Origin of the sequence: Angustibacter sp. McL0619 (genome assembly GCF_049994355.1) — a bacterium.
Lineage (GTDB): Bacteria > Actinomycetota > Actinomycetes > Actinomycetales > Angustibacteraceae > Angustibacter.
The window spans coordinates 40,065-64,419 of record NZ_CP188257.1; the positions used below are offsets into that span (position 1 = coordinate 40,065).

At 70.9% G+C, this 24,355-nt stretch carries 25 protein-coding genes and 1 tRNA gene; 13 read left to right on the forward strand and 13 right to left on the reverse strand.

The window, feature by feature from the left end; all coding sequences use genetic code 11:
- The first annotated feature begins 3 nt into the window (after nt 1–3).
- Both ACPPVT_RS00195 and ACPPVT_RS00200 read left to right on the forward strand, forming a co-directional pair.
- Entirely contained in the window at nt 4–162 is a 159-nt protein-coding gene (locus ACPPVT_RS00195; RefSeq protein ID WP_426564317.1) for a hypothetical protein, read from the forward strand.
- Nucleotides 159–794: an aminodeoxychorismate/anthranilate synthase component II gene (locus ACPPVT_RS00200; protein ID WP_426564319.1), complete on the forward strand. Its 636-nt coding sequence runs from the start codon at nt 159–161 to the stop codon at nt 792–794. The genes ACPPVT_RS00195 and ACPPVT_RS00200 overlap by 4 nt, the downstream gene beginning before the upstream one ends.
- On the opposite strand, the gene pknB is transcribed toward ACPPVT_RS00200, so the two are convergent.
- From pknB to ACPPVT_RS00235, 7 genes are all read right to left on the reverse strand, one after another.
- Nucleotides 791–2,578 carry a Stk1 family PASTA domain-containing Ser/Thr kinase gene (pknB, locus tag ACPPVT_RS00205; RefSeq protein WP_426564321.1) on the reverse strand — a complete coding sequence of 596 codons (1,788 nt, stop codon included), beginning with the start codon at nt 2,576–2,578 and terminating at the stop codon, nt 791–793. The two genes, ACPPVT_RS00200 and pknB, sit on opposite strands and share 4 nt — an antisense overlap.
- A 64-nt stretch (nt 2,579–2,642) precedes the next feature.
- Nucleotides 2,643–4,109, reverse strand: coding sequence for a protein kinase domain-containing protein (locus ACPPVT_RS00210; RefSeq protein ID WP_426564323.1), 1,467 nt, complete (start codon nt 4,107–4,109; stop codon nt 2,643–2,645).
- On the reverse strand, nt 4,106–5,557 hold the full coding sequence (locus tag ACPPVT_RS00215) for a peptidoglycan D,D-transpeptidase FtsI family protein (RefSeq protein WP_426564325.1): 1,452 nt from the start codon (nt 5,555–5,557) through the stop codon (nt 4,106–4,108). Before ACPPVT_RS00215 ends, ACPPVT_RS00210 begins: the two co-directional genes overlap by 4 nt.
- On the reverse strand, nt 5,554–6,936 hold the full coding sequence (locus ACPPVT_RS00220; RefSeq protein ID WP_426564327.1) for an FtsW/RodA/SpoVE family cell cycle protein: 1,383 nt from the start codon (nt 6,934–6,936) through the stop codon (nt 5,554–5,556). Before ACPPVT_RS00220 ends, ACPPVT_RS00215 begins: the two co-directional genes overlap by 4 nt.
- Nucleotides 6,936–8,318: a PP2C family protein-serine/threonine phosphatase gene (locus ACPPVT_RS00225; RefSeq protein WP_426564329.1), complete on the reverse strand. Its 1,383-nt coding sequence runs from the start codon at nt 8,316–8,318 to the stop codon at nt 6,936–6,938. Before ACPPVT_RS00225 ends, ACPPVT_RS00220 begins: the two co-directional genes overlap by 1 nt.
- 6 nt (nt 8,319–8,324) lie before the next feature.
- Nucleotides 8,325–8,810, reverse strand: a complete 486-nt coding sequence (locus ACPPVT_RS00230) for an FHA domain-containing protein FhaB/FipA (RefSeq protein ID WP_426564331.1) — start codon at nt 8,808–8,810, stop codon at nt 8,325–8,327.
- Nucleotides 8,807–9,592, reverse strand: a complete 786-nt coding sequence (locus tag ACPPVT_RS00235; RefSeq protein ID WP_426564333.1) for an FhaA domain-containing protein — start codon at nt 9,590–9,592, stop codon at nt 8,807–8,809. Before ACPPVT_RS00235 ends, ACPPVT_RS00230 begins: the two co-directional genes overlap by 4 nt.
- A 172-nt stretch (nt 9,593–9,764) precedes the next feature.
- Between ACPPVT_RS00235 and ACPPVT_RS00240 the strand changes: the two genes are divergently transcribed.
- Nucleotides 9,765–9,847: transfer RNA gene (locus tag ACPPVT_RS00240), tRNA-Leu, on the forward strand.
- A gap of 57 nt (nt 9,848–9,904) precedes the next feature.
- Here the strand turns inward: ACPPVT_RS00240 and ACPPVT_RS00245 are convergent.
- Both ACPPVT_RS00245 and ACPPVT_RS00250 read right to left on the reverse strand, forming a co-directional pair.
- Nucleotides 9,905–10,525 carry a DUF4143 domain-containing protein gene (locus ACPPVT_RS00245; RefSeq protein WP_426564335.1) on the reverse strand — a complete coding sequence of 207 codons (621 nt, stop codon included), beginning with the start codon at nt 10,523–10,525 and terminating at the stop codon, nt 9,905–9,907.
- 59 nt (nt 10,526–10,584) lie between these two features.
- A complete protein-coding gene (locus tag ACPPVT_RS00250; RefSeq protein WP_426564337.1) occupies nt 10,585–11,160 on the reverse strand; it encodes an AAA family ATPase in 576 nt (191 codons plus the stop codon).
- Between the two features lie 243 nt (nt 11,161–11,403).
- On the opposite strand from ACPPVT_RS00250, the gene ACPPVT_RS00255 reads away from it, so the two are divergent.
- Both ACPPVT_RS00255 and ACPPVT_RS00260 read left to right on the forward strand, forming a co-directional pair.
- Nucleotides 11,404–11,814, forward strand: a complete 411-nt coding sequence (locus ACPPVT_RS00255; RefSeq protein WP_426564339.1) for a cupin domain-containing protein — start codon at nt 11,404–11,406, stop codon at nt 11,812–11,814.
- A gap of 34 nt (nt 11,815–11,848) precedes the next feature.
- Complete coding sequence (locus tag ACPPVT_RS00260) at nt 11,849–12,547, forward strand: DUF998 domain-containing protein (RefSeq protein ID WP_426564341.1); 699 nt, start codon at nt 11,849–11,851, stop codon at nt 12,545–12,547.
- Nucleotides 12,548–12,623: 76 nt separating this feature from the next.
- Here the strand turns inward: ACPPVT_RS00260 and ACPPVT_RS00265 are convergent, their stop codons facing one another.
- Nucleotides 12,624–13,214, reverse strand: a complete 591-nt coding sequence (locus ACPPVT_RS00265) for an RNA polymerase sigma factor (RefSeq protein ID WP_426564343.1) — start codon at nt 13,212–13,214, stop codon at nt 12,624–12,626.
- 122 nt (nt 13,215–13,336) lie between these two features.
- Here ACPPVT_RS00265 and ACPPVT_RS00270 point away from each other — a divergent pair, with 122 nt between their 5' ends.
- From ACPPVT_RS00270 to ACPPVT_RS00280, 3 genes are all read left to right on the forward strand, one after another.
- Nucleotides 13,337–15,943, forward strand: a complete 2,607-nt coding sequence (locus ACPPVT_RS00270) for an ATP-binding protein (protein ID WP_426564345.1) — start codon at nt 13,337–13,339, stop codon at nt 15,941–15,943.
- A 132-nt stretch (nt 15,944–16,075) separates the two neighbouring features.
- Nucleotides 16,076–16,630: a GNAT family N-acetyltransferase gene (locus ACPPVT_RS00275; RefSeq protein ID WP_426564347.1), complete on the forward strand. Its 555-nt coding sequence runs from the start codon at nt 16,076–16,078 to the stop codon at nt 16,628–16,630.
- Nucleotides 16,627–16,800, forward strand: a complete 174-nt coding sequence (locus ACPPVT_RS00280) for a hypothetical protein (protein WP_426564349.1) — start codon at nt 16,627–16,629, stop codon at nt 16,798–16,800. The genes ACPPVT_RS00275 and ACPPVT_RS00280 overlap by 4 nt, the downstream gene beginning before the upstream one ends.
- 5 nt (nt 16,801–16,805) lie before the next feature.
- Here the strand turns inward: ACPPVT_RS00280 and ACPPVT_RS00285 are convergent, their stop codons facing one another.
- Both ACPPVT_RS00285 and ACPPVT_RS00290 read right to left on the reverse strand, forming a co-directional pair.
- Nucleotides 16,806–17,456, reverse strand: coding sequence for a response regulator (locus ACPPVT_RS00285; RefSeq protein ID WP_426564351.1), 651 nt, complete (start codon nt 17,454–17,456; stop codon nt 16,806–16,808).
- Nucleotides 17,453–18,595, reverse strand: coding sequence for a histidine kinase (locus ACPPVT_RS00290; RefSeq protein WP_426564353.1), 1,143 nt, complete (start codon nt 18,593–18,595; stop codon nt 17,453–17,455). The genes ACPPVT_RS00285 and ACPPVT_RS00290 overlap by 4 nt, the downstream gene beginning before the upstream one ends.
- Before the next feature lie 172 nt (nt 18,596–18,767).
- Here ACPPVT_RS00290 and ACPPVT_RS00295 point away from each other — a divergent pair, with 172 nt between their 5' ends.
- From ACPPVT_RS00295 to ACPPVT_RS00310, 4 genes are all read left to right on the forward strand, one after another.
- Nucleotides 18,768–20,936, forward strand: coding sequence for an MMPL family transporter (locus tag ACPPVT_RS00295; RefSeq protein WP_426564355.1), 2,169 nt, complete (start codon nt 18,768–18,770; stop codon nt 20,934–20,936).
- A gap of 56 nt (nt 20,937–20,992) precedes the next feature.
- On the forward strand, nt 20,993–21,412 hold the full coding sequence (locus ACPPVT_RS00300; protein WP_426564357.1) for a hypothetical protein: 420 nt from the start codon (nt 20,993–20,995) through the stop codon (nt 21,410–21,412).
- Nucleotides 21,413–21,491: 79 nt separating this feature from the next.
- Complete coding sequence (locus ACPPVT_RS00305; protein ID WP_426564359.1) at nt 21,492–21,854, forward strand: hypothetical protein; 363 nt, start codon at nt 21,492–21,494, stop codon at nt 21,852–21,854.
- Nucleotides 21,851–22,267, forward strand: coding sequence for a hypothetical protein (locus ACPPVT_RS00310; RefSeq protein WP_426564361.1), 417 nt, complete (start codon nt 21,851–21,853; stop codon nt 22,265–22,267). The genes ACPPVT_RS00305 and ACPPVT_RS00310 overlap by 4 nt, the downstream gene beginning before the upstream one ends.
- On the opposite strand, the gene ACPPVT_RS00315 is transcribed toward ACPPVT_RS00310, so the two are convergent.
- Nucleotides 22,249–23,151, reverse strand: coding sequence for a matrixin family metalloprotease (locus tag ACPPVT_RS00315; RefSeq protein ID WP_426564363.1), 903 nt, complete (start codon nt 23,149–23,151; stop codon nt 22,249–22,251). The genes ACPPVT_RS00310 and ACPPVT_RS00315 overlap by 19 nt on opposite strands.
- Nucleotides 23,152–23,378: 227 nt before the next feature.
- Here ACPPVT_RS00315 and ACPPVT_RS00320 point away from each other — a divergent pair, with 227 nt between their 5' ends.
- A complete protein-coding gene (locus ACPPVT_RS00320; RefSeq protein WP_426564365.1) occupies nt 23,379–24,332 on the forward strand; it encodes an aldo/keto reductase in 954 nt (317 codons plus the stop codon).
- Nucleotides 24,333–24,355 lie beyond the last annotated feature (23 nt).

Sequence of the window (24,355 nt, forward strand, 5' to 3'; positions counted from 1 at the left end):
GCCGTGTACGGATGGATTCGGCAGCACCTGCCCGGGCCGACGCCCGCCCGGGTGGCGGTCGCGGCGGCGCTGGTGCTGGCGGTGGTGGCGGTGCTGTTCCTGTGGGGCTTCCAGCTCCTCGCCCCCTACATGCCCTTCAACGGTGGGACGGTGACCCAGTGACCAGCGCGGACGGCCCCCGGGTGCTCGTGGTCGACAACTACGACAGCTTCGTCTTCACGATCATCGGCTACCTGACCCAGCTCGGCGCGCACTGCGACGTGCTGCGCAACGACGCGGTGACGGCCGAGGACGGCGCCGGCTACGACGGCGTGCTGCTGTCCCCGGGCCCCGGCACCCCGGAGGACGCCGGGATTCGCGTTGAGATGGTGCTCGCCTGTGCCGACCGCGGCCAGCCCATGCTCGGCGTCTGCCTCGGCCACCAGGCCCTGGGCGTCGCCTACGGCGGGGTGGTCGGCCGCGCGCCGGAGCTGCTGCACGGCAAGACCAGCCTGGTCGAGCACGAGGGCGTCGGCGTGCTGGCCGGGCTGCCGCAGCCGTTCACCGCCACCCGCTACCACTCACTGACCATCGAGCCGGAGACGCTGCCGGACGAGCTCGAGGTCACCGGCCGCACCGCCAGCGGCATCATCATGTCCGTCCGGCACCGCGACCTGCCGCTCGAGGGCGTGCAGTTCCACCCGGAGTCGGTGCTCACCGAGGGCGGGCACCGACTGCTGGCCAACTGGCTGCTCAGCTGCGGCGACGACGAAGCCGTCGAGCGCTCGCAGGGGATGGCTCCGCTGGTCCGCTAAGGCGTCGCGGTCGGGGTGCCCGTGCCGGTCGGGGTGCCCGTGCTGGTCGGCGGCAGTGGGGCCTTCGCGATGACCAGCTGGATCGTGCTCCCCTGGCTGACCACCTTGCCCGCGTTGGTCTGCCGGATGACGGTCCCCTCGGGCTGGGTGCTCTCCTCGTACTTCGTCGCGTCGACCTTGAGGTTGGCGTTGGTCAGCGTGGTCGTCGCCTCGGCGACCGTCTGCCCGACGACGTTGGGCACCGTGACCTTGCCGTTCGCGATCTCGACCGAGACCGCGGTGTCCTTGGCGACCGAGTCGCCGGACGCCGGGTTGCTGGACACGATGTGGCCCTTGTCCTGCTCGGTCGACTCGACGTCGGTGGTGTCGCCGAGCTTCAGCCCGACCTCCGCGAGCGCCTTCTCGGCCTGGCTCTTGGTCAGGCCGTCCAGTCGCGGCACCTCCACGGCGTCCGGGCCGGAGGAGATGACCACGTTGACCGCCGAGTGCGGCAGGACCATCGCACCGGTGCCCGGGTCCTGGCTGATGACCTTGCCCTCGGGGACGGTGTCGTCCGGCTGGGTCTCGTGGGTGCCGAGCACCAGACCCTTCGCGGTGAGCGCGCCCGTGGCCTGCTCGACCGTGAGGGAGGTGAGATCCGGCACGGCCACCTTTGCGATCACGTTCGGCTTGTTTCCGCCGAGCATGCCCGGCAGCACCAGGACACCCACGGCCAGCAGCGCCGCGGCGAGCAGGCCCAGCAGGATCCACAGCCCGGTGCGGTTCTTGTCCGGCTCGTCGCTGCCCTCCGGCAGCATGTCCGCCTCGGGCACGGCCGGCGGCAGGGTCGTCGTCCCGTCGGCGGGCGGGACGGTCGTCATCGCCTCGGTGGCCAGGGCGGCGGCGCCGACGCCGAGCGCGGCGGCCGAACCCATTGCGGCAGCGCTGATCCGGCGTCCCTCCATCGCGGCGTCGACGTCCGCGCGGAACTCGTCCGCTGTCTGGTAGCGGCTGCCGCGGTCCTTCTGCAGGGCGTGCAGGACGATGGCGTCGACGGCCTCCGGGACGTCGGGCGCGAACGTGCTCGGCGGGACGGCCGCTTCGCTGACGTGCTGGTAGGCCACCGCCACCGGCGAGTCCGCGACGAACGGCGGGCGCAGGGTGAGCAGCTCGAACAGCAGGCAGCCGGCGGAGTACAGGTCGCTGCGGGCGTCCACGGTCTCGCCGCGGGCCTGCTCCGGCGAGAGGTACTGCGCGGTGCCGATCACGGCCTGGGTCTGCGTCATCGTCGCGGACGAGTCGGCGATCGCCCGCGCGATACCGAAGTCCATCACCTTGATGTCGCCGGTCGGCGTGAGCATCACGTTGGCGGGCTTGATGTCGCGGTGCACGATGCCGGCGCGGTGGCTGTAGGCCAGGGCAGCGAGCACCCCGCTGGTCACCCGGAGCGCCTCGCGCCAGTCCATCCGCTGCCCGCTGCCCGCCAGCTCGCGCAGCGTGCGCCCCTCGACGTACTCCATGACGATGTACGGCGTGTGCTCGCCGCCGCCCTCGTTGGCCGGCTCCTCACCGCTGTCGTAGACCGCGACCACGGCAGGGTGGTTCAGCGCTGCAGCCGACTGCGCCTCGCGGCGGAACCGGGCCTGGAATGCGGGGTCGCGCGCCAGGTCGGAGCGCAGCATCTTGATGGCGACGGACCGACCCAGCCGGGTGTCGCGCCCGAGGTGCACGTCGGCCATGCCGCCGCGACCGAGCAGCTCCCCGACTTCGTACCGTCCGCCGAGCAGGCGGGGTGTCGCGTTCACGTCGTGCCCTTCGTCATCGTGCGGTGTTGGGTCGATCGAGCGCTGGGGTCCGTGCGGTCCGCGATCATCCTGCCGCCTCGGTGCTGGTCGGGTCAGTCGCGTTGCCCGTCCCGCCCGCGGTGCTGGACGGCGGCCCGTCGCTCGCGGACGGCGGGCTGGTGGTCGTGCTGGACGTGGTCGTGCTGGACGTCGTCGTGGTCGGCTCTTGCTTCCGGCCGCCCCTCGCGACGTCCAGCGTCACGGTGTCGCCCTTGGCCAGCCCGGAGGTCGGGGACAGTCCGACCACTGTGTTCTTCTGGGCCGTGTTGTCCCTGACCGAGTTCTTCTTGACCTCGAGCCCGAGACCCTTGAGCTCGGCCTCGACCTCGTCCGCCGGACGACCGACGTAGTCAGCGGGGTCCAGGGTGATCTCGTCCGGGGTCGAGGTGGTCGAGGACGACGAGGTGGTCCGCGTCGTCGTCGGCGCGGAGGTCGAGGTACCTGGTCCGGTCGGTGGCTGCGTGTCGTCCTGGCCGAACTGGTTGACGGCTAGCGCGACCAGGGCCGCGACCACGAGCACCGCCAGCACGGCGATCACGATGTTGCGCGTGCGGTGGTCCGGCGACTCGTCGGCAGGGGTGATCGTGGACGCCGCGGCTGTGGGTGGCGGTGCCACCACTGCGGGCATGACCTGCGTGGCGGCAGCCGTCGCCGGCGCGGCCGACAGCCCGGCGAGCGCGCTGCCCAGCGCCGACCCGAGCTCGGCCGCGCTCTGCGGACGGTGCGCGGGGTTCTTCTCCATCGACCACATCACCACGTCGGCCACCCGTGGGGGCACAGTCTCCGGCAACGGGTCCGGGTCGTCGTTGACCTGCGCCAGCGCGGTGGCCACCGCGGTGTCGTGGTCGAACGGACGTCGTCCGGCCAGGGTCTCGTAGGCGACCACGCCGAGCGCGTAGACGTCGCTGAGCGGGGTGGCGGTCTGGCCGACCGCCTGCTCCGGGGAGAGGTACTGCACCGTTCCCATCACCTCGCCGGTGCGGGTGATCGGCAGCTGGTCGCCGGCCCGGGCGATGCCGAAGTCGGTGATCTTGAGCGTCTCGTCAGGGGTGATCAGCAGGTTGGCCGGCTTCACGTCCCGGTGCACGACGCCGCCGTCGTGCGCCGCCTGCAGCGCGGCTGCGGCCTGCTGGATCAGCGGCACCGCGGTCTCGGCGGGCAGCGCACCCTGCCGAGCCAACCAGGCGGACAGCGGCTCGCCGTCCACCAGCTCCATCACCAGGTACGCGGTGCCCTGCACCTCGCCGTAGTCGTAGACCGACGCGATGCCGGGGTGGCTCAGGGACGCCGCGTGCAGCGCCTCGGAGCGGAAGCGGGCCAGGAACGTCTCGTCCTGGGCGTACTCGCGACGCAGCAGCTTGACGGCGACCTCGCGGCCGAGCACCTCGTCCCGCGCGCGCCACACCTCACCCATGCCGCCGATCGCGATCCGGCTGGTCAGCTGGTAGCGGTCGACCACGCGCAGGCCGGGCTCGGGGTGCATCTGGCTCATCGCAGCACCGCCTCCATCACCGACTTGGCGATCGGCGCGGCCACCCGGCCGCCGAACGCCTCGTTGCCGGCCTTGCCGCCGTCCTCGACGACGACCGCGACCGCGACCTGCGGGTCGTCGGCGGGGGCGAAGCAGATGAACCAGGCGTGCGGCGGCTCGCCCTTGGCGTGCTGAGCCGTGCCGGTCTTGCCGGCGACCTTGATGCCGGGAATCTGCGCGCGGGTGCCGGTGCCGGACTCGACCACCTGCTCCATCATCCGGGTCAGCTGGTCGGCGACCTCAGGCGTGACGGCCCGGCTGAGCTCCTGCGGCTTGGCCTGGTCGATGACGTCCAGGTCCGGGCTGCGCACCGTCTTGACCGAGTACGGGGACATCACCAGGCCGTCGTTCGCGACGCCGGCCGCGACCATCGCCATCTGCAGCGGTGTGGCCCGCACGTCGTACTGGCCGATCGCGGCCTGCGCGGTCTGCGGCTTGTTCATCCCCTCCGGAACGACGCTCGGTGAGACCGGCATCGGCACCCCGATGCGGTCCCCGAACCCGAACTTGGCGGCCTGGTCGACGAGCGCCTGGCCGCCCAGCTGCAGCCCCAGCGAGGCGAAGGCGGTGTTGCAGGAGATCTCCAGCGCCCTGGTCAGGGCGACCTTGTCGCCAGGGCCGCAGGGGCGGCCGTCGTCGTTGTTCAGGTTCACCGACGTCTGCGGCAGGTCCAGGCTGGCCGGGCCGGGCAGCTCCGAGCTCTCGGTGTACTTGCCGCTGGACAGCGCGGCAGCCGCCGTGACCACCTTGAACGTCGAGCCCGGCGGGTAGAGCGCGTTGATCGACCGGTTCACCAGCGGGTCGTCGTTGTCGCCGAGCAGACGCTTGTAGCTGGCCTGCACCTTGGCCAGGTCGTGACTGGACAGCGTGTTGGGGTCGTACGTCGGGTTGCTGACCATTGCCAGGATCGCGCCGGTGCGCGGGTCGAGGGCGACGACGGCGCCGCGCTGGTCGCCCAGGCCGTCGGCGGCCGCCTTCTGGGCGGCGGGATCGACGGTGAGCTCGACCGAGGCGCCCTGCGGCTCGCGGCCGGTCAGCACGTCGACCACCCGGCGGTAGAACAGCTGGTCGGAGGACCCTGACAGCAGGTCGTTCTCACTGCGCTCGATGTCGGTGCCCGCGCCGTACACGAAGGAGTAGTAGCCGGTCAGGTGCGCGTACAGCAGCGGGTCGGTGTACTGCCGCACGTACTTCAGGTCGTCGTGGGTCGGCACCGAACGGGCGACTGCCTTGCCCTTCACCAGGATCGGACCGCGCTGACGGCTGTAGTTCTCCAGCAGCGTGCGGCGGTTGTTCGGCTTGTCGCGCAACGAGGATGCCTGCACGAACTGGATGTAGGTGGACGAGAGCAGCAACGAGCCGAACAGGATCAGCACGAGCACCGAGAGCCGGCGGATGGGCGCGTTCATCGCAGCCTCACCACCTCGGTCGGCGCATCAGCCAGGCCGAGGTTGGTCGGCTCGATCGCCGGTGCCGGACGGCGCGCCTGGTCGCTGATCCGCAGCAACAGACCGAGGATCGCCCAGTTCGCGACCAACGAGCTGCCGCCGGCCGACAGGAACGGCATGGTCAGACCGGTCAGGGGGATCACCCGAGTGACGCCACCGACGACCACGAAGCACTGCAGCGCAACGGTGAACGCCAGGCCGCTGGCCAGCAGCTTGCCGTAGCCGTCCCGCACCCCGAGGGCGGTGCGCAGGCCGCGCTCGACGAAGACCAAGTAGAGCAGCAGCAGGGCGAACAGCCCGACCAGGCCGATCTCCTCGCCGAACGAGGGGATGATGAAGTCGCTCTCCGCGTAGTAGGTCAGGTCCGGGTGACCGCGGCCGAGACCAGTGCCCAGCAACCCGCCGTCCGCCATGCCGAACATGCCGCGCACGAGCTGGTCGGAGACCTCGAGAGCCTTGGCGGAGAACGGGTGCAGCCACAGCAGAACCCGGCGCTGGACGTGCCCGAACATCATGTACGCCAGGTAGGAGCCGGCCACGAACAGCACCAGACCGATGACGATCCAGCTCTTACGCTCGGTGGCGATGTAGAGCATCGCGACGAACAGGCCGAAGAACAGCAGCGAGGAGCCCAGGTCGCGCTCGAAGATGAGCACCGCGAGGCTGGCCAGCCAGGCCACGATGATCGGACCGAGGTCACGCGCCCGCGGCAGGGACAGCCCGAGCACCTTGCGGCCGACCAAGGCGAGCGAGTCGCGGGTGCGCACCAGGTAGCCGGCGAAGAACATGGCCAGCAGGATCTTGGCGAGCTCACCGGGTTGGAACGACAGCGGTCCGACGCCGATCCAGATCCGGGAACCGTTGATGTTCTTGCCCAACCCGGGCACCAGCGGCAGCAGCAGCAGAGCCAGACCGGCGAGCATCGCGGTGAAGGTGTAGCGCTGCAGCACCCGGTGGTCGCGGATGAAGTACAGGATCGCCACGCAGATCCCGACGCCGATAGTCATCCAGATCAACTGTCGCGCAGCCATTCCACCGCCACTGCGGTTCTCCGCGAGGTCGAGCCGGTGGATCATCACCAGGCCGAGGCCGTTGAGCACCGTGGCGATCGGCAGCATCACGGGGTCGGCGTACGAGGCCTTCCAGCGCAGCATCAGGTGCACCGCGCCGACCAGCACGATCAGCCCGACGCCGTAGCTGAGCATCGACGGCGGCAGCTCGCCGTCCACCGCGATCCCGACGCTCGCATACGCGAGCATCACGATGCCGACCGCGAAGACGAGTAGCACCAGCTCGACCCCCCGCCGGGTGCGCGGCACAACCGTCGTGACGGTGGCCATCAGCCGGCACTCCCGCAGTCGGCACCCGAGCCGGGAGTCGCACTGGGAGAAGGGGTTGGGCTGGCGGACGGCCCGGCCGAGGCGGTCGCGGACGAGGCGGTCGCGGACGGTGTGGCCGCGGGTGGTGTCGTCGGGGTCGAGGAGGGTGTGGTCGTCGGCGGCGTGGTCGCCGTGTCGGTTGGGCAGGCCTGGGTGCGCAGCTCCGCCACCTTGGTCCGAGCCGCAGCCAGGTCGTCCACGGTGATCGCGCCCCGCACCTGCTCGGACGTGTACTCCGGCAGGTCGGACAGTGCGAGGTCCTGCTTCTCGTAGACGTGCGACATCCGCAGCGGGCCGATGTCCTGGGGCAGGCCGCGGAAGATCGCCACCTGGTCGCCGGACGCTCCGACGTAGTACTGCTGTTGGCTCCACGAGTAGGCCGCGTAGCCGCCGGCGCACAGCACGACCAGCACCACCAGCGCCGCAACCACCCGGAACGCGCGGCGCGCGCGGGACGGCGGCTCGGCGACCGCGGGGACGTCGTCCGCCTCGTCGTCCGTTACCTGGCGGTCCAGCGCGGCCGCTTTCGCGGCCGGGGTCGAGGCATCGGTCGGCTGCACGGTTCCGCGCACCGCGGCGGAGCCGACCACCTCGGGCACCGAGCTGGCTTGGCCGGACGACGCGTCGACCACGTGAGCGACGACGCAGGTGATGTTGTCCGCGCCCCCGCCACGCAGCGCCAGGTCGACCAGCGCCTGGGCCGCGGTCGCCGGGTCGTCGTGCTCGTCGAGCACCTCGGCCAGTGTGGCGTCCCGGACCACCGCGGTCAGCCCGTCCGAGCAGACGAGGTAGCGGTCGCCGATCCGCGCCTCGCGGACCGACAGGTCCGCGTCGTCCTCGGAGTCGCCGGTCAGTACCCGGGTGATCACCGACCGCTGCGGGTGCCGCTCGGCCTCGTCCTCGGTGATCTTGCCCTCGTCGACGAGCCGCTGCACGAAGGTGTGGTCGTGGGTGAGCCGGGTGATCTCGCCGCCGCGCAGCAGGTAGCAGCGCGAGTCGCCGATGTGGGCCAGGGCCAGCCGCTGCCCGTGCAGCACCAGGGCCGTCGTGGTCGTCCCCATGCCGGCCAGCTCGGGCTCGGCGTGCACGCGCTCGCTCAGCGCCCGGTTGGCGGCGCGGATCCTCTCGGCCAGCCGGGCCAGGTCGTCGCCGCTGTAGGAGTCGGCGTCCAGGGTGGCCAGCTGGGCGAGCGCGATCGAGCTCGCCACGTCACCGGCGGCGTGGCCGCCCATGCCGTCGCAGACCGCCAGCAGATGCGGCCCGGCGTACCCGGAGTCCTGGTTGTTCTTGTAGCGCCCCAGCCCGATGTCCGAGCGGGCCGCGTAGCGCAGCGCGACAGCCATCGGCGACTACCTGCGCAGCTCGAGGACGGTGGTGCCGATCCGCAGCGTCGAGCCCACCGAGAGCTGGCGCGGCGCGGTCAGCTTGTCGTTGCCGAGGAAGGTGCCGTTGGTCGAGTCGAGGTCCTCGACGAACCACTCGCCGTCCTGCGGGTAGATGCGCGCGTGCCGCCCGGAGGCGTAGTCGTCCTCGAGCACGACCGTCGAGCCCAGGTTTCGTCCGATGAGCACCGACTGCTGACCAAGCGAGATCGTGGTGCCCTTGAGTGGTCCCTCGGTCACCAGAACGTGGGACGGCGTGCGCCGGTTCGCCTTGGGCGCCTTGGGTGCCTTGGGTGGCGCGGGCTCCTTGCGGGGTGCCTGCGCCGGGGCGGGACGTTGGGTGACCCTGGTTCCGAACAGGTCGCCCCGCAGCACGCCGACCACCGAGAAGACGAACACCCAAAGGACGGCCAGCAGCCCGAGACGGATGATCGTGACGGTGAGCTCACTCATCGCTCTCCGCTGCGGTAGACTGCCCTGGTGCGCCCGATCGTGATCGATGACCCGTTCCCCAGCTCGGCGGCGCCGATCCGCTGGGCGTCCAGGAACGTGCCGTTGGTCGAGCCGAGGTCACGCAGGGTGGCGACCAGGTGCGGACCGTCCGCGGTGACCCGGATCTCGGCGTGCTTGCGGCTCACCCCCGGGTCGTCCAGCACGATGTCGGCGTCATCGCCGCGGCCGATCACGGTCACCGACGACGTCAGCGGGTAGGCGTGCCCGTCGATGTCGAGCCAGGGACGGCGACTGCTGGCCGGCGCCTGCTGGCGCTCGGCGTGGATCTCGCGGGCGTGCAGGACGCTCGGGCCGGGGGTCTCGGGGTCGCGCGGGATCGGCGCCGGCGCCGGGCCTGCCTCGGGCTGGCGACCCTTCACCGTGTTGGTGCGCACCCGGAACAGGCCAGTCGCCAGCTCGGGGATCTCTTCGAACTCGACGGTGACCGGGCCGACGAACGCGTAGCCCTGCTGCTCGGCGTGCGCGCGCAGGTTGCTGGCGAACTCCTTGGAAAGCTCCTCCTCGTAGTCGAAGAGGCGATCGTGGTCGGTTGACCCGAGCTCGACGACGAAGGCGTTCGGCACCAATGTGCGTCCGCGGCCGACTACGGCTGCCTTCTCGTCGGCGGCCCGGCGCAGCTGGCTGGCGATCTCAACGGGCTGCACCTCGGACTTGAACGCCTTGGCGAAGGCGCCGTTGACGGCTCGCTCGATTCCCTTCTCGAACCGGTCGAACACTCCCATGCGGCACCTCCCTCGACGATGTTCAGCGGCGTGGTCCTGCGTCGCGGACAGCAAGCATCGAGCCGGCGCTCGCTGACCAGCCGTCATCGTAACGGTGGACGGAGCGACCGCTAGCCCGTGCTAGCCTTGTGGGCGAACTTCGGGGCTGCCTACGGGTGCCGCCGAGGTTCACGCGCGAGTGGCGGAATGGCAGACGCGCTGGCTTCAGGTGCCAGTGTCCGAAAGGGCGTGGGGGTTCAAATCCCCCCTCGCGCACCCCTCACGACGGGCCCCCGAGATCTCAACGATCACGGGGGCCTCGTTGCGTCCGGGCTACGGTCCCAGCAAGCCCAGCGGCAGGACCCACACGCCATCCTTGCGCTGGTAGCCGTACGCCGTTGCGGTGATGATTGCCAGCACCGACGGTGACTGCTCGACGCGCTCCCTGAGTCTGAGCAGATTGGCTGCCGCTTCGTCTTCCTGGTTGCCCCCGAGCTTGACCTCGAACGCTGCCCAGGTGCCGTCGATGCTCTCGGCGACCAGGTCGACCTCGAGCCGGCCGTCCCGCTCCCGGTAGTGGTAAAGGGAGAAGCCGACTGCCTCGGCATGCACGCGCAGGTCGTGGGCGACGAGCGCCTCGAACTGGAAGCCGAGGGTCTCGATGTCCTTGAGCAGTCGCGTTGAGCTGCAGTTGAGCAAGGACGCGGACAGCGACGGGTCGGCGAGCAGCCGCTTTTGGGTGGCGGTCAGTCGCGCACGAGAGCGGACCTTGGGGTCCCAGGCGGGTAGCTCGTCGACGATCATCATGCGGCGCAGTGCGTCCAAATACGGCGCGGCGGAGAATCGGCTCGGTGCGATGTCGTCATCGGCCTCGCCGCGAGCCCGCCTCAGGATCGTGGAGACAGTGGCCGGGTGCGCGGTCAGTTGGGCGTAGGCGTGCAGGAGGCGACGCACGCGCAGCGGGTCGCGCCGGGAGCCGGAGACCTCGTCGATGTCGTGCTCGATAATCGTGGTCAGGTAGCCCTCGACGAATTGGCGCGCGACTGCCTCCTTGACCCCAGGTTCTGTGGCCAGCCGCCGATGACGAGACGTTCGGCGTAGGCAGCCAGCGAGAGGCCGCAGCGGCCTCCCGCTGCTGTGCCAGACGTGAGCAGTTCGGCCACGGAGGTGGTGGCCTGGTGCGCTTCCTGCTCGGAGAGGGTCATCGTCCGCATGCGCTGGACACCGATTCGGCCGGCGCCGGAGTGCCGGATGACGTCGTCGCGTGGCGTCGCAGATCCTGTGAGGACGAACTGGCCGGGGGCGCCGCGGCTGTCCACCTCACGTCGAACGGCGTCCCAGACGGTCGGCTGCCGCTGCCACTCGTCAACGAGTCTCGGTGTCGGGCCGTCCAGGACAAGGAACGGGTCGAGCTCGGCGGCGCGGCGGGCCTGCTGGTCGACGTCCAGGAGAACCTCGCTGACGCATAGTCGGCGGGCTGTCTCGGTCTTGCCGCAACCCTTGACGCCTTCTATGACGACTGCGCCGACCGCTGCGAGGCGAGCCTTCAGGTCGGCGTCGGCCACGCGACGCCGGTATGGGGTGGCCACGGTGGAAGGCTATAGTGTTCTGACCTGCATATTCAACAATTCGCACCCCATTGAAACTACGTTTTGCACATCTTCTGGCCAACAACTTGCACACCGTACGCCTGGCAGAGCACACATGACGTCCCCCTCCTGGCGCCACCTGAGGGTGGGAATGCTTCTGCTCGGATGAATAGGCAACCGGCCGTCAGAGATGGGCACTCATGGCCGACGTGAGCGCGGCAGCCTCCGCTCGAAGATCGGTCCATGAAGCAGCAACCGAGCGTCGTCAGCTGGACTGACCAGCTCCGCCAGGAGATGCCGCTGACGGTCCTTCCCGAACTCGTCGACCGCGTCGGCTTCGTTCCCGATGGGCCGCTTACCGTGCTCGACGGTCACCCGCGCGCCTCTGTCCGCGAGCTGTACGACGAGGGCGCAGCGCACAGCGGCCTGTGGGAAGTGACCCCGGGCGCTTTCGCCGCAGAGAACGACGGGTTCGCCGAGTACATGCACATTCTCGAGGGTCGCGGCACGGTGCTCAGCAATGACGGGTCAACCCTCGAACTGAGACCGGGTGTGAAGTTCATCGCTCCCTCGGGGTGGCGAGGTCGATGGGTGGTGGCCGAGACGATCCGCAAGATCTACGTCATCTGGCCAGACCGTGCGACTGGCACCTGAAGGCAACTCAGAGACAACTACCGAAGGAACACGCATGACCTTTCAGCTGCCCGACCTAGCGCGTCCGCTGCCCGAACGAACCGCGGCCCGACCGACATCAGCTCTGGCCGTCACTGCGGTACTGGGCCTGGGCGGCTTCGCCGTCGCTGTCGCCGTTACCGGGATGATCACCCCGCGGTATGACGCGCGACGCGAAGCGATCAGCGGTCTCGCCGCGCTGGACTCGCCCTACGCCTGGATCATGATCTTGGGTTTCCTGTCGGGTGCGACTGCCCTAGTCTGCGCAGCCCTGCTTCTCTGGACCAGGGTGCCCGCCCGTGCTGGGCGACTCGCAGCCGGACTCGTCGGTATCTCGGGACTGCTGATGGCCGTGGCTGGGTTGGCACGACAGGACTGCTCCGACCAGCTGGCCACGTGCAAGGACTTCGGGGACGCCGTGAATGCCTCCGGCAGCTATTGGATCCACGAGTACGCGTCCCTGGTCGGCTTTCTGCTGCTGATCATCTCCTTCTTCCTGCTGGCCAGAGGCCTGAGTAGAACGAGTCGACTGGGCCTGGCCGTGGCCAGCCGCATCATCGGCACTCTCTGTCTGGCAGGCACCGCACTGCTGGTCGTGACGCCACCCTCCGTCGTCGACAACTACGGCATCGTGCAGCGTCTCCTCGTGGCACTGCTGTTCGGATGGCCGGTGGCCGCAGGCGTCCTCGCCGCGCATCGCACGCCGCCGTCCTGACGCAGCACAGCCCCTCGCACACCCAGAGGAGAGCCCCCGGACCTTCAGGTCCGGGGGCTCTCTCTGGCACTCGGGCTCACGCCCCGCAGGCATTGACCGGCATCGGCTCGAGGACCTCGCGCAGCCGGCGCAGACCGTGGTGCAGTCGACTGCGGACCGTCCCGACCGGGATGCCGAGGTCGGCCGCGACGTCCGCTTGAGGACGGTCCCGCAGCACGACCTCGGCGACGACCTGCCGGTGCTCGGGGCCGAGTCGGGCCAGCGCGTGTACGAGCTGGTCGCGCAGCAGTACGAGGTCTTCGTGGTTGCTCCCCCGCCGCCCGGCCGGCCGGTCCGACGGGTCGCCGCTCGGCTCCGCGGCCAGGACCGGCGGGCGGCGCGTCCTCGCCTTGACCATGTCGATGGCCACGTTGCGGGTGATCGTCGACAGCCAGCTGAGTAGCGAACCGGCCGCGGGATCGAACGAGGCGCAGGCACGCCAGGCGCGCAGGAACGCCTCCTGGACGGCGTCCTGTGCCAGGTCGGCGTCCACCACCACACGGCGGGCTCTGCTGCGCAGCAAACGGCCGTAGGCCGCGTCGGCAGCCCGCAGGCCCTCGTCGGTGCACAGACCCGCGCGGCCATCGGCCAACGCGCAGCTGCAAGATCGTCGCCCCTGCTCGTCCATACCTCGACGGTGCGACCAAAGGGGTACGCACGACATCGGCAACGACTACCTGTCTGTCCCTGCCCGCTGCCTACAGGTCCCGGCCTCTGGCGTAAGCGGAGCCAGGTGGGGAGGATGACGTCGTGGCGCTGCTCCTGCTCGAACGGCAGGCGGAGCTGCAGACGCTCGGCGACGCCGTTCGCGCTGCACGTGCCGGGCACGGGTCGACGGTCCTGGTGCTCGGTGAGGCAGGCGTCGGCAAGACCAGCCTGGTGCAGGGTCTGCTGGACGCGCCGCCGTGCCCGGTGCGAGGGCTCGTCGGCGGCTGCGAGGACCTGCTGACGCCCAGACCGTTGGGCCCGATCAAGGACGCGGTCGCCCCGACCCCGGGACCACTGTCCGCAGCGTTGAGCGGCTCGTCAGCACCCGACGAGGTGTTCGCGGCGGCGGCCCTTGAGCTGGAGGTGCCTCCGTCCCCGACGGTGCTGGTCGTCGAGGACGTCCACTGGGCCGACGCGAGCACGCTCGACCTCTTGCACCACCTGGGCCGGCGGATCGCCGCGCTGCCCGCCGTCCTGGTGGTCACGTACCGCGATGACGCCCTGGCGGCCGACCACCCGCTGCGACAGCTGCTCGGTGCGTTCGCCTCCGCACACGCCATGCGTCTGCGGCTGGCTCCGCTGGGCGCACTCTCCGTGGCGCAGCTGGCGGAGCCGTCCGGGGTGGACGCCGAGCAGCTGTTCCGGCTCACCGCTGGCAACCCGTTCTTCGTCTCCGAGGTGCTGGCCGCACCGGGCGCGCCCGTCCCACCGACGGTGGTCGACGCCGTGTTGGCCCGAGTAGCACGCCTCGGGACGCCGGCCCGTGATGCCCTCGCGCGGGTGGCCGCCGTGCCCTCCGGGATCGAGCTCGACCTGCTGCGCACTCTCGTCCCCGACCTGGAACCGGTCTGGGAGGCCGAACGAGCCGGCGTCCTGCAGACCCGGGGCGCTCTGGTGTCGTTCCGTCACGAGGTGGCCCGGCGTGCCGTGGTGCAGTCCATTCCGGCTGGCCATTGCCAAGAGCTCAACGCCGAGGTGCTCGCAGCGCTCGTCGGGCGCGCGGGCTCGGACCCGTTCCGGATCCTGCACCATGCGGTCGAGGCCGGAGACGACGTCGCGGTCGCGACCTACGGTCCGACCGCGGCCAGGGCGGCCCTGAGGGCCGGGGCGCACCGTCAGGCGGCGGCCTGCTACCAGCAGGTGCTGGCCCGAGGCAGGCTGCTCGAACCCGCTCGCCGCGCCCGGCTGGCCGAGGCGTACGCATGGTCGCTGGGCAACAGCAACCAGCTCTTCGCGGCGGCCGACGCGGCGGCCGATGCCGTCCACCTGTGGGAGCAGGTCGACGACGTCGGTCATCTTGTGCACGCGCTAGTCACCCTGGTGCGGCACCAGTGGCTCACCGAGCGGCCGGCGCAGGCGCTCCTGTCCGCCGAGCGAGCGCGCGCGCTGGCCAGCAGGTCCGAGGTCAGCGAGGAGAACGCGCTGGCGCTGCTGAGTCTGGGTGGCCTGCTGGTCCTGATCGACCGGGAGGACGACGGGCTGCCGCACCTGACACATGCGCTGCAGATCGCCGAGCGGCTCGGAGCCCGCCACCTCGCGGCGCTGTGCCACGACTACCGGGGGTCGGCGCGCCTGCAGCTCGGCGACCCGGACGGCGAGGCCGAGCTCCTGCACAGCATCGAGATCGCGCGGGACATCGCGAACCACGAGTACGTCATGCGCGGCTACTACAACCTCGCCGAGGGGCTCTGGCGGCTGGGTCGACTGGACGAGGCGGTGCACTACCTCGACGCGGCCGAGCTGTACGGCAGCGACCGCGACTTCCCGGTGCATGCGTACATGTTCCGAGCACGCCGACTGCGGCTGCGCGCACTTCACGGCGAGTGGAGCGAGGCCATCGCCGGACTCAGGGACCTGTTGGACGGGCAGCAGGACCCGGGCATGATCGGGCGCGAGACGCTCCCGGTGCTGGCTCGACTGCTGGTGCGTCGCGGCGACGCCGACGCAGTCCCGGTCCTGGCCCTCTGCCGCGAGCACGCGGAGCGCGCCGACGTCCTCGAGTGGCTCGTTCCCACCGGACTGGCCTGTGTCGAGCAGGCTTGGCTGACCGGTGAGCCGGCGTACGCCCTTCCCTACCCAGCACTGCTCGCGGAGCGGACGACGCGACGCGGCGACCTCGTCCAGCGCGGCGAGCTGATGCGCTACCTACGGCGCCTCGGTCTCCCGGCCGAGACGTTCGCCGGCTGCCCCGACGCGTATGCGGCGGGCCTTCGCGGTGACTGGCGAGCGGCCGCCGCCTGCTGGGATGAGGCGGGCGATCCCTACGAGCGCGCGCTGGAGCTGGGCGACTCGGGTGAGATCGCGCCGACCCTGGAGGCGTTGGAGATCCTGGACGAGCTGGGCGCTCGGCCGGCTTGGTCGCTGGTCCGAGAGCGCTTGCGCGGACTCGGAGTGACCCGACTCCCTCGACGGGCCCAGTCGAGCACCCGGACGAACCCCGCCGGGCTGACCGAGCGCCAGGTCGAGACCCTGCTCCTGCTCGGCGAGGGGCTGAGCAACGCCGAGATCGCTGAGCGGCTGACCATCTCGATCCGCACCGTGGACCACCACGTGGCCTCGGTGCTGCAGAAGCTGGGGAGCCGGACGCGGCGCGAGGCTGCCGCACGCATCGGCGAGCTCGGCCTGCAGCATCCACCCGAAATTCCGTGAACGTCGCTGCGCGCCGCGTCGTACTCCTTCGCGACCTTGGCCCGTCAGGGCCGAAGACCGACGAAGGAAGAACAGCGCATGTCTCCACCAAACAGCAGTTCGTACGAAACCGCGCACCAGGCCACAGTCATTGTGCGACAGGCGAGACGGACCGAGCACGGCACCATTCGCAGTCTCCTGACCTCTGCCTACTGGCAGTTCGCGGACACCGTTCCGGCACCTGTCTTCGCCCGCTACCTGGACGACCTGCTCGACCTCGACCGGCACGCCGAGCACGGCACGATCATGGTCGCCGAGTCCGGTGGCCGGATCTACGGGTCCGGCACCTTCTACCCCGATGCCGCAGTGCAGGGGCTCGGTCTGCCCTCCGGGTGGGCTGGCGGGCGGGGACTGGCCGTCCGGCCCCAGACCCGCGGCCTCGGGATCGCCCGCGCGCTGGTGGAGGCCAGCCGGGGGATGGCTCGGGAGACGGGGGCCCCGGTCTTCGCCTTCCACAGCGCGGTGTTCATGACCGCCGCCCGGGACCTGTACACCGGGCTCGGGTTCGAGCGGGCTCCGCGCTACGACGTCGACTTGGCCGAGCACTACGGCTTCCCGGAACTCGCGCCCATCCCGGTGCTCGCCTTCGTCGACCGCACGCTCTCGACGAGCGCCCGTGGCGACCGTCGGCTCGAGGACGTGTCATGACGTTCGGCCTGAGCGAGCTCGAGCTCATCGGGTGTCCCGAGTGCGGTGCGCCGGCCGAGGTGGAGTGGCGCGCGACTGCGGGCAGCACCTCAGGTCCGGCAGAGCACCTGAAGATCCGCTGCGTCAACCGGCACTGGTTCCTGATGCTGGCCGACCGGGCCGCCGCTTGACTCGGTCAGCGGACGCGCCGGGTCTCATAGGCCCACATGGCGATCTCGACCCGGTTCCGCACCCCGAGCTTGGCCATCAGGGCGCCCAGGTGCGTCTTCACGGTGCTCAGGCTGATGTGCAGCTCGCCGGCGATTTCGGCGTTGGTCCTACCGTGCGCCACGGCGAGCAGCACGTCCTCCTCCCGCGAGGTCAGCGGGTCGATCGGCTGCACCGGCGTGCCGGACCGGGTGTCCGCGAAGGCGCTGAGCAGCCGCACCGTCACGCTCGGCGCGATCAGTGCCTCGCCGTTCGCCGCGGCGTGGATCGCCTGCACGAGCAGCTCGGGCCCGGCGTCCTTGAGCAGGAACCCGCGGGCGCCCGCTCTCAGCGCACCGTGCACGTACTCGTCCAGGTCGAACGTCGTGATCACCACCACGGCCAACGGGTCCACGACGTCGGGCCCGGCCAGCTGGCGGGTGGCCTCCAGCCCGTTCAGCTCAGGCATCCGGATGTCGAGCAGGCACACGTCCGGACGCAGCCGCCGGGCCAGGGCGACCGCCTGGCGCCCGTCGCCGGCCTCGGCGACCACCTCGATGCCGGGTTGGGCGTCCAGGATCATCCGCAGCCCGGTCCGCACGATCTCCTGGTCGTCGGCGACCAGCACCCGGATGCTCACCCGGCACCCATCCGCGGCAGCACCGCGTCGACCACCCAGCCGCGATCCGGTCCGGGACCGACGTCCAGAGTGCCGCCGAGCAGCGCGGCACGCTCGGTCATCCCGACGATGCCGTACCCGAACGACGTCCGGGACGACGGGACGGACTCACCGTCGTCGGTGACCGTGAGCCGCACGAAGTCCGGCTCCCCCGCCACCCGTACGACGATGCCGGACGGGTGCTGGGCGTGCCGGACCGCGTTGGTCAGCGACTCCTGCGCGATCCGGTAGATGGCCGCCCCGACCGAGGGGCCGAGCTCGTCCAGGTCGCCGGTGAGCTGGACGTCGACCGGGGGCCCGTCGCCGCGCACGAGCTGTGCGATGTCGGCCACCCCGCGGGCCGGTGCCAGCTCTGCCTCGTCGCGCTCGCGGAGCGCACGAACCATGACGCGCATCTCGGCCAGCGTGCGCGAGCCCTCGGCCTCGATGACCTCGAGTGCCTCGAGCGCGGCGTCCGGGCTGCTCGCGCCGACCACCTGGCCCGCCTGCGCGCGCACCACCATCGCCGAGACGTGGTGCGCCACCGTGTCGTGCAGCTCTCGGGCCAACTGCTCGCGCTCGCGCAGCCGGACCTGGTCCAGCTCGCGCTCCCTCGCGGACCTCACCAGCCGTATCGAGCTGCCCAGCACGGCCGGGAAGGTCACGACCACCGATGCACCGACGAGGTCGCCCAGCCCCGTGTAGTCCCGGCTGATCCCGACGACGCAGGCGACGAGCACGATGGCGGACCCGAGGACGATCTGCCGCCCCGAGCCCCAGCGGTAGAGCGCATAGATGAGCACCAGCACGAACGCCGTGGTGCCGAGCCCCACCGAGCCGCTCAGCCCGGCGACGATCGAGGCGAGATCCAGCGCGATGGCCACGCCGAACGCGATCGCGACCATGGCCAGCGGCTGGGTTCGCCTCCACGGCAAGGTGAACGCCAACCCGATCGTCGCCGCAGTCGCCAGCGGACGCCACGGCAGCTCGGTCCGAATGAGCCCCTCGAGAACCGCGGCAACCACGACGAACCCGACGAGCACCCAGTCCCGCCAGACCCGGGCCGGTACCTGCGGCACGCAGGGCTCCGCCCACAGCCGCCGGATCGCATCTGCACGCACGGCCTCAGCGTAGGGACAACGCCCGCATCGCGGGTCGGCCGAAAGGACGAGAGGCCGGCCGTCCGATTGGTGGGTGCTCTGCGGGCTGCACGGCCGATGTGAGGCGGTGCTCGCGCTCGCCACGCTGGGTCGGACGTCGGTGCCGGGCCGACGCAGCCCATCAGGAGGACCGATGCTCTCGCATGCCTTGTACCGACTCGGCCGGGCCACTGCGCGCCGACCGTTGCTGGTCATCGGGTCCTGGCTGCTGCTGGCGGTCGTCGTGGTCGGCGGAGCGAGCACCTTCGGCCAGAAGCTCGAGGACTCCTTCCGGGTGCCCGGTCTGGACTCGCAGCAGGCCAACGACCTGCTGGCGGCCACCGGGTCCGGCCAGGCCGGGCTGACCGCGCAGGTCGTGGCGACGCCACGCACGGCCGACGCGACGTTCACCGGCTCGGCCACGGCGCGGACGGCGCTCGCCGACCTGCAGTCGGCGGCCGCGGCGTTGCCGCACGTGCTGAGTACGAGCCAGGAGGTCTCGCCCGACGGACGGGTCGCCCTGCTGCGGCTGCAGTACCCGCTGCTCGACCAGCTCAGCGTGCAGGACCTGGACAACCTGAAAGCCATGGGCGCCAACGTCTCCGCTGACTCTGCGCTGCGAGTCGAGATGGGCGGCGACCTCTTCTTCGCCTTCGAGTCGGCGACCCCGGGGATCGCCAAGCTGGTCGGGATCGTGCTCGCCTTCGTGATCCTGTTCCTGGCGTTCGGCTCATTCGTGGCGGCCGCGCTCCCGATCGGCACGGCAGTCCTCGGCCTGGCGGTCGGCACCGGCGCGATCCCGTTGCTGGCCAACGCCTTCGACGTGCCGAGCTACGCCCCGGTGCTCGGCGCGATGGTCGGCCTGGGGGTGGGGATCGACTATGCGTTGTTCGTGGTGACCAGGCATCGCGAGTACCTGTCCAACGGTGCGGACGTCGATGAGTCCGTCGGGCGGGCACTGGCCAGAGCCGGTCAGCCGGTGGTCTTCGCCGGTGGCATCGTGGTCGTCTCGATGCTGGGCCTCGCAGTGGCCCGAGTGCCCTTCATGACCGCCGGCGGGATCGCCATCTCGTTGGTCGTGCTGGTGATGGTGGCGGCCTCCGTCACCTTGCTGCCGGCCTTCCTGGGTCTGGCCGGGCACCGCGTGCACGCCCTCGGCGAGCGCCGCACCGGGCGGATCACGGCTCCGACCGGCCCTGGCTGGGAGCGCTGGGTCCGGCACGTCTGCCGCCACCCGTGGATCTACCTGGTCGGGGTCAGCACCCTGCTGATGGCGTTGGCCGCGCCGGTGCTGGCGCTGCGAGTGGGCATCCCGGACGACGGTGCGCTGCCGCCCACCTACACCCAGCGCCAGGCGTTCGACCTGGTTGCCTCCGGCTTCGGGCCCGGACGCAACGGTCCGGTCGTGGTGGCTGTCGACCTGCACGGGGACGACGCGGTCGTCGGGCGGCTGGCGGCGGCCATCGAGGCCGACCCGGGCATCGCCGGGGTCGGTGCGCCGTCCGTCAACGACGTCAAGGGGATCGCCACCGTGGTCGCCTTTCCGACGTCCGGGCCCCAGCAGCGGGCGACGTACGACACCGTGGAACGTCTGCGCAGCGTGGTGTTTCCCGCGGTACTGGCGGGCAGCCCGGCACGCGCTCACATCGGTGGGCAGACGGCGAACTTCGCCGACGTCGGCGCTCGGGTCAACAGCCGGCTCCCGGTGCTGATCGCGGCGGTGCTCGGCATGTCGTTCCTGCTGCTGATGCTCGTCTTCCGATCGGTGCTGGTGCCGCTGAAGGCGGTGCTGCTGAACCTGCTGAGCATCGGGGCGTCGTACGGCGTGATGGTGATGGTGTTCCAGTGGGGCTGGGCCGGCGGCCTGATCGGGCTGGAGTCCACGGTGCCGATCGTGTCCTTCATCCCGATGTTCATGTTCGCGATCCTGTTCGGGCTCTCGATGGACTACGAGGTGTTCCTGCTGTCCCGGGTGCGCGAGGAGTACGTAGCGTCCGGCGACAACGAGGAGTCCGTCGTCCGGGGCATCGCCGGAACCGGTCGGGTGATCACCTCGGCTGCGCTGATCATGGTCTGCGTGTTCATGGCGTTCGTGCTCGGCAAGGACTCCGCCACCAAGATGTTCGGTCTGGGCCTGGCCACCGCGATCGCGGTGGACGCCACCCTGGTGCGGATGGTGCTGGTGCCTGCGGCGATGAAGCTCCTGGGTGACGCCAACTGGTGGTTCCCGCAGCGGTTCCGCCCCGCCGCCCGCGAGGTCGCCGCGGCTTCGGCGGACCCGGGGTTCCGGGACCTCTTGACTGGACCCGTTGGGAATGCTTGAGTTCGCCGGGCGCACCGCGTGGTGAAGCTCCCCACGCGGTCCGCCGGAAGGACACCATGCACATCAAGCAGCACGCGCGCCTCACCAAGGCCGTTGCCCCCGCCCTCGAGCCGGGCGAGCTGGCACAGCTGACCGGGCGGGCCCGGGTCACGACGGTCCCAACCGGCACGCTGGGCAAGGCGGCGGCGGTCGCGCGGGAGAACTCCCGGTCCGCCAACCGCGCGGAGGCCTTCCTGGTGCTGACGGACCGCAGGCTGCTGGTGCTGGAGACGAGCATGATGTCGCGCCCGACGTCGAAGGTGCGACGGGCCATCCCGCGGGATGCACTGAGCCTGCTGCGGTTCAAGCGCGGCGTCGTGTCGACGATCGACCTCGCACTCGAGAACGACGAGGACGGTGTACGGCTGCGGTTCCCACGGCCGGACCGCCAGGTCGCGGACGAGCTCGCTGCGTTGTTCGACGTCGAGCCCGTCTAGCGCGCCCACCCGGCGCTGGACCTGCAAGCGGCGTGACCGTGTCGTCGTGCCAGCATGTGCACGTGGCACAGGAGCGCGAGTGAACGGGACGCTGACCCTCGTCCTCGCGTTCGGCTGTCTGCTGTATGCCATGTGGGTCGCACTCCTGATGATGCGCGACCGCTCGGTCGGCCGCGTGACGCTTGCCCTGGCGGTCGCGCTCGAGCTCGGGTTCGTCGTCCAGGCGGTGCTCGGCATCGTGCTGCTGGCGACCACGGACCGCGACGTCCCCGGCGTGCTGTTCGTCGCCTACCTGCTCGGTACGGTGCTCGTCCTGCCGGCCGCGATCTGGTGGGCCCGCGACGAGAAGAGCAAGTGGGGCACCGGCGTCCTGGTTGTCGCCGCACTGGTGGACGCCGTTCTGCTGGCCCGGCTGACCGACATCTGGAACGGGCACGGATGAGCGACGAGCGACCGGCGACCCGCCGTGGCGCGGGTCGGGTGCTGATCGCGGTCTACGCGCTGTTCGCGGTGGCCGCCACGTCACGTGCGCTCTACCAGCTGGCGACCCGGTTCCACGAGGCGCCGCTGGCCTACCTGCTCTCGGCGTTCGCGGCGGTGGTCTACATCGTGGCGACCGTCGCGCTGGCCCGAGGCGGTCCGACGTGGACCAAGGTCGCGATGGTGTCCTGCACCATCGAGCTGGTCGGCGTGCTGGTCGTCGGGACGCTCAGTGTCGTCCGGCCGGACGACTTCCCGGACGCGACGGTCTGGTCTGACTTCGGTGCCGGCTACGGGTTCGTGCCGGTCGTGCTGCCGGTCCTCGGCCTGTGGTTCCTGCGCTCGACCCGCCGCGCTCAGCGCGGGGTCAGGTAGAGGCACCCGTTGGCCCTGCCCAGGTAGCGCAGCCCGGTCCGGTCACCGGCACCGTAGACGGCCCGCTTACGGGTCATCGTCGGGTACATGATCTGGCTGCGGTCGCTGGTGTGGTCCAGACCGACGGCGTGCCCGAGCTCATGCATGATCAGCTGGCCACGCGTGCCCTGCCAGCCATAGCGCGGGCCGGCGCCGAAGCCGTGGGCGAAGTGGTAGGTGCCGTTCAGCACGACGTAGCCGCGCACGAAGCGCCCCCACTTGCGGTCCTTCGCGTCGTAGCCCGTTGACCACGACCCGCCGCCGTAGCCGGCGACGGCGTACTGGCCCTGGCGCGCCCTGGGCAGGTAGCGGGTCACGCCCGGCTTCGACCAGGCGATGACGATCTGGGTGTCGTTGGGGTAGGCCGCCGTGCCCTTGCCGGGCACCACCCTGGTGGTGCCCCGGTAGACCAGCGGAAGCCCGGTCGAGGCGCGCAGCCGCGCTGCCGCGACCTTCACCTCGGCCGTCGCGCCGGAGCCGCCGCCGGTCGGGTTGACCCGGTAGCCGATCGAGGTGCACGGGTTCCACCGCGCGACCGGAGCCCTCGAGTTGCCCTGCCGGGACAGGAACCCGTAGTGCCGTGACGCGGACGACGTCGAGCTGGCCGCGCCGGCCTCGCCCACGATGTCGTCGCCGATGTCGTCGTCGTCCACCAGGTCCGCGAGCGTGTCTGCGATGCCTGTCTCCTGCAGCACCTCACCGGTCAGCGGCAGCTGCGTCAGGTCGCTCGCGACCGCCTGAGGGGCGGGTCGGGCAGCCTGGGTCAGCGAGCTGGCGCCGAGCGGCTGGCACACCGCTGCGAGCATCGCTCCCGTGACGACAAGTGCTGCGACAGAGGGCTTCACAGACACCTCATCGACCGCCGAAGGCAACGGCTGTCGAGCGTCTGAGCCAGTCCACCCCCTTGGCGCAACGCTTTCAGCAGCATGATGCAGCGATGCCCGCGCAACTCACCCGTTCGGCTGCGGCCGACCGGGTGAGGCGTCGGGCAGGCTCGGCCGCGACCCTGCGGCTCGAGCCCGGTGGTCATCCAGCGAGTCGTTCGTCGCCCGCCAACATTAGGCTGCCGACCATGGCTAGCACCCCGGACACGACGTACCGCCCGCTCGGCCGCTCCGGCCTCATGGTCAGCACGGTGGGGGTGGGTTGCAACGCCTTCGGCGCGCGGATCGACGAGGAGCAGACCCAGGCGGTGGTGGACGCCGCGATCGAGGTCGGCATCACGCTGTTCGACACCGCGGACATCTACGGCCGCGGAGCCAGCGAGGAGCTGCTCGGACGAGCGCTCGGCTCGCGCCGCGACGAGGTCGTGGTGGCCACCAAGTTCGGCATGGACATGCAGGGCGCCAACGGTCCCGACTGGGGTGCGCGTGGATCGCGTCGCTATATCCGGACGGCGGTCGAGGCCAGCCTGCGCCGGCTCGGCACCGACTGGATCGACCTCTATCAGATCCACGAGCCGGACCCGGTGACGCCGATCGACGAGACGCTCTCGGCGCTGGACGAGCTTGTGGCCGAGGGCAAGGTGCGCAACATCGGCTGCTCGAACTTCACCGCCTGGCAGGTGGTGGACGCCGAGTGGACCGCCCGTACCAGCCACCGCGAGCGATTCGTCAGCGCCCAGAACAAGTACTCGCTGCTGGACCGCGATGTCGAGGACGAGCTGGTGCCGGCGTGCGAACGGTTCGGTCTCGGAATCCTGCCGTTCTTCCCGCTGGAGTACGGCCTGCTCACCGGCAAGTACCGCCGCGGCGAGGCAGCGCCCGAGGGCAGCCGGCTGCAGCAGCAGTCGGCCCGGCTGGACGGTGCCGACTGGAACGCCATCGAGGCGGTCGAGGGCTTCGCCGCCGAGCGTGGGCTGAGCATGCTGCAGGTCGCCATCGGTGGCCTCGCCGCGCAGCCCGCAGTGGCCAGTGTGATCGCCGGGGCCACTCGCCCCGAGCAGGTGTACGCCAACGCAGCGGCCGGCGGTTGGGAGCCGACCATCGCCGACCTGGCCGCGCTGGACCAGATCACTGCCCGCTGACCGGCGCCCGCAGGCCGGTGCCG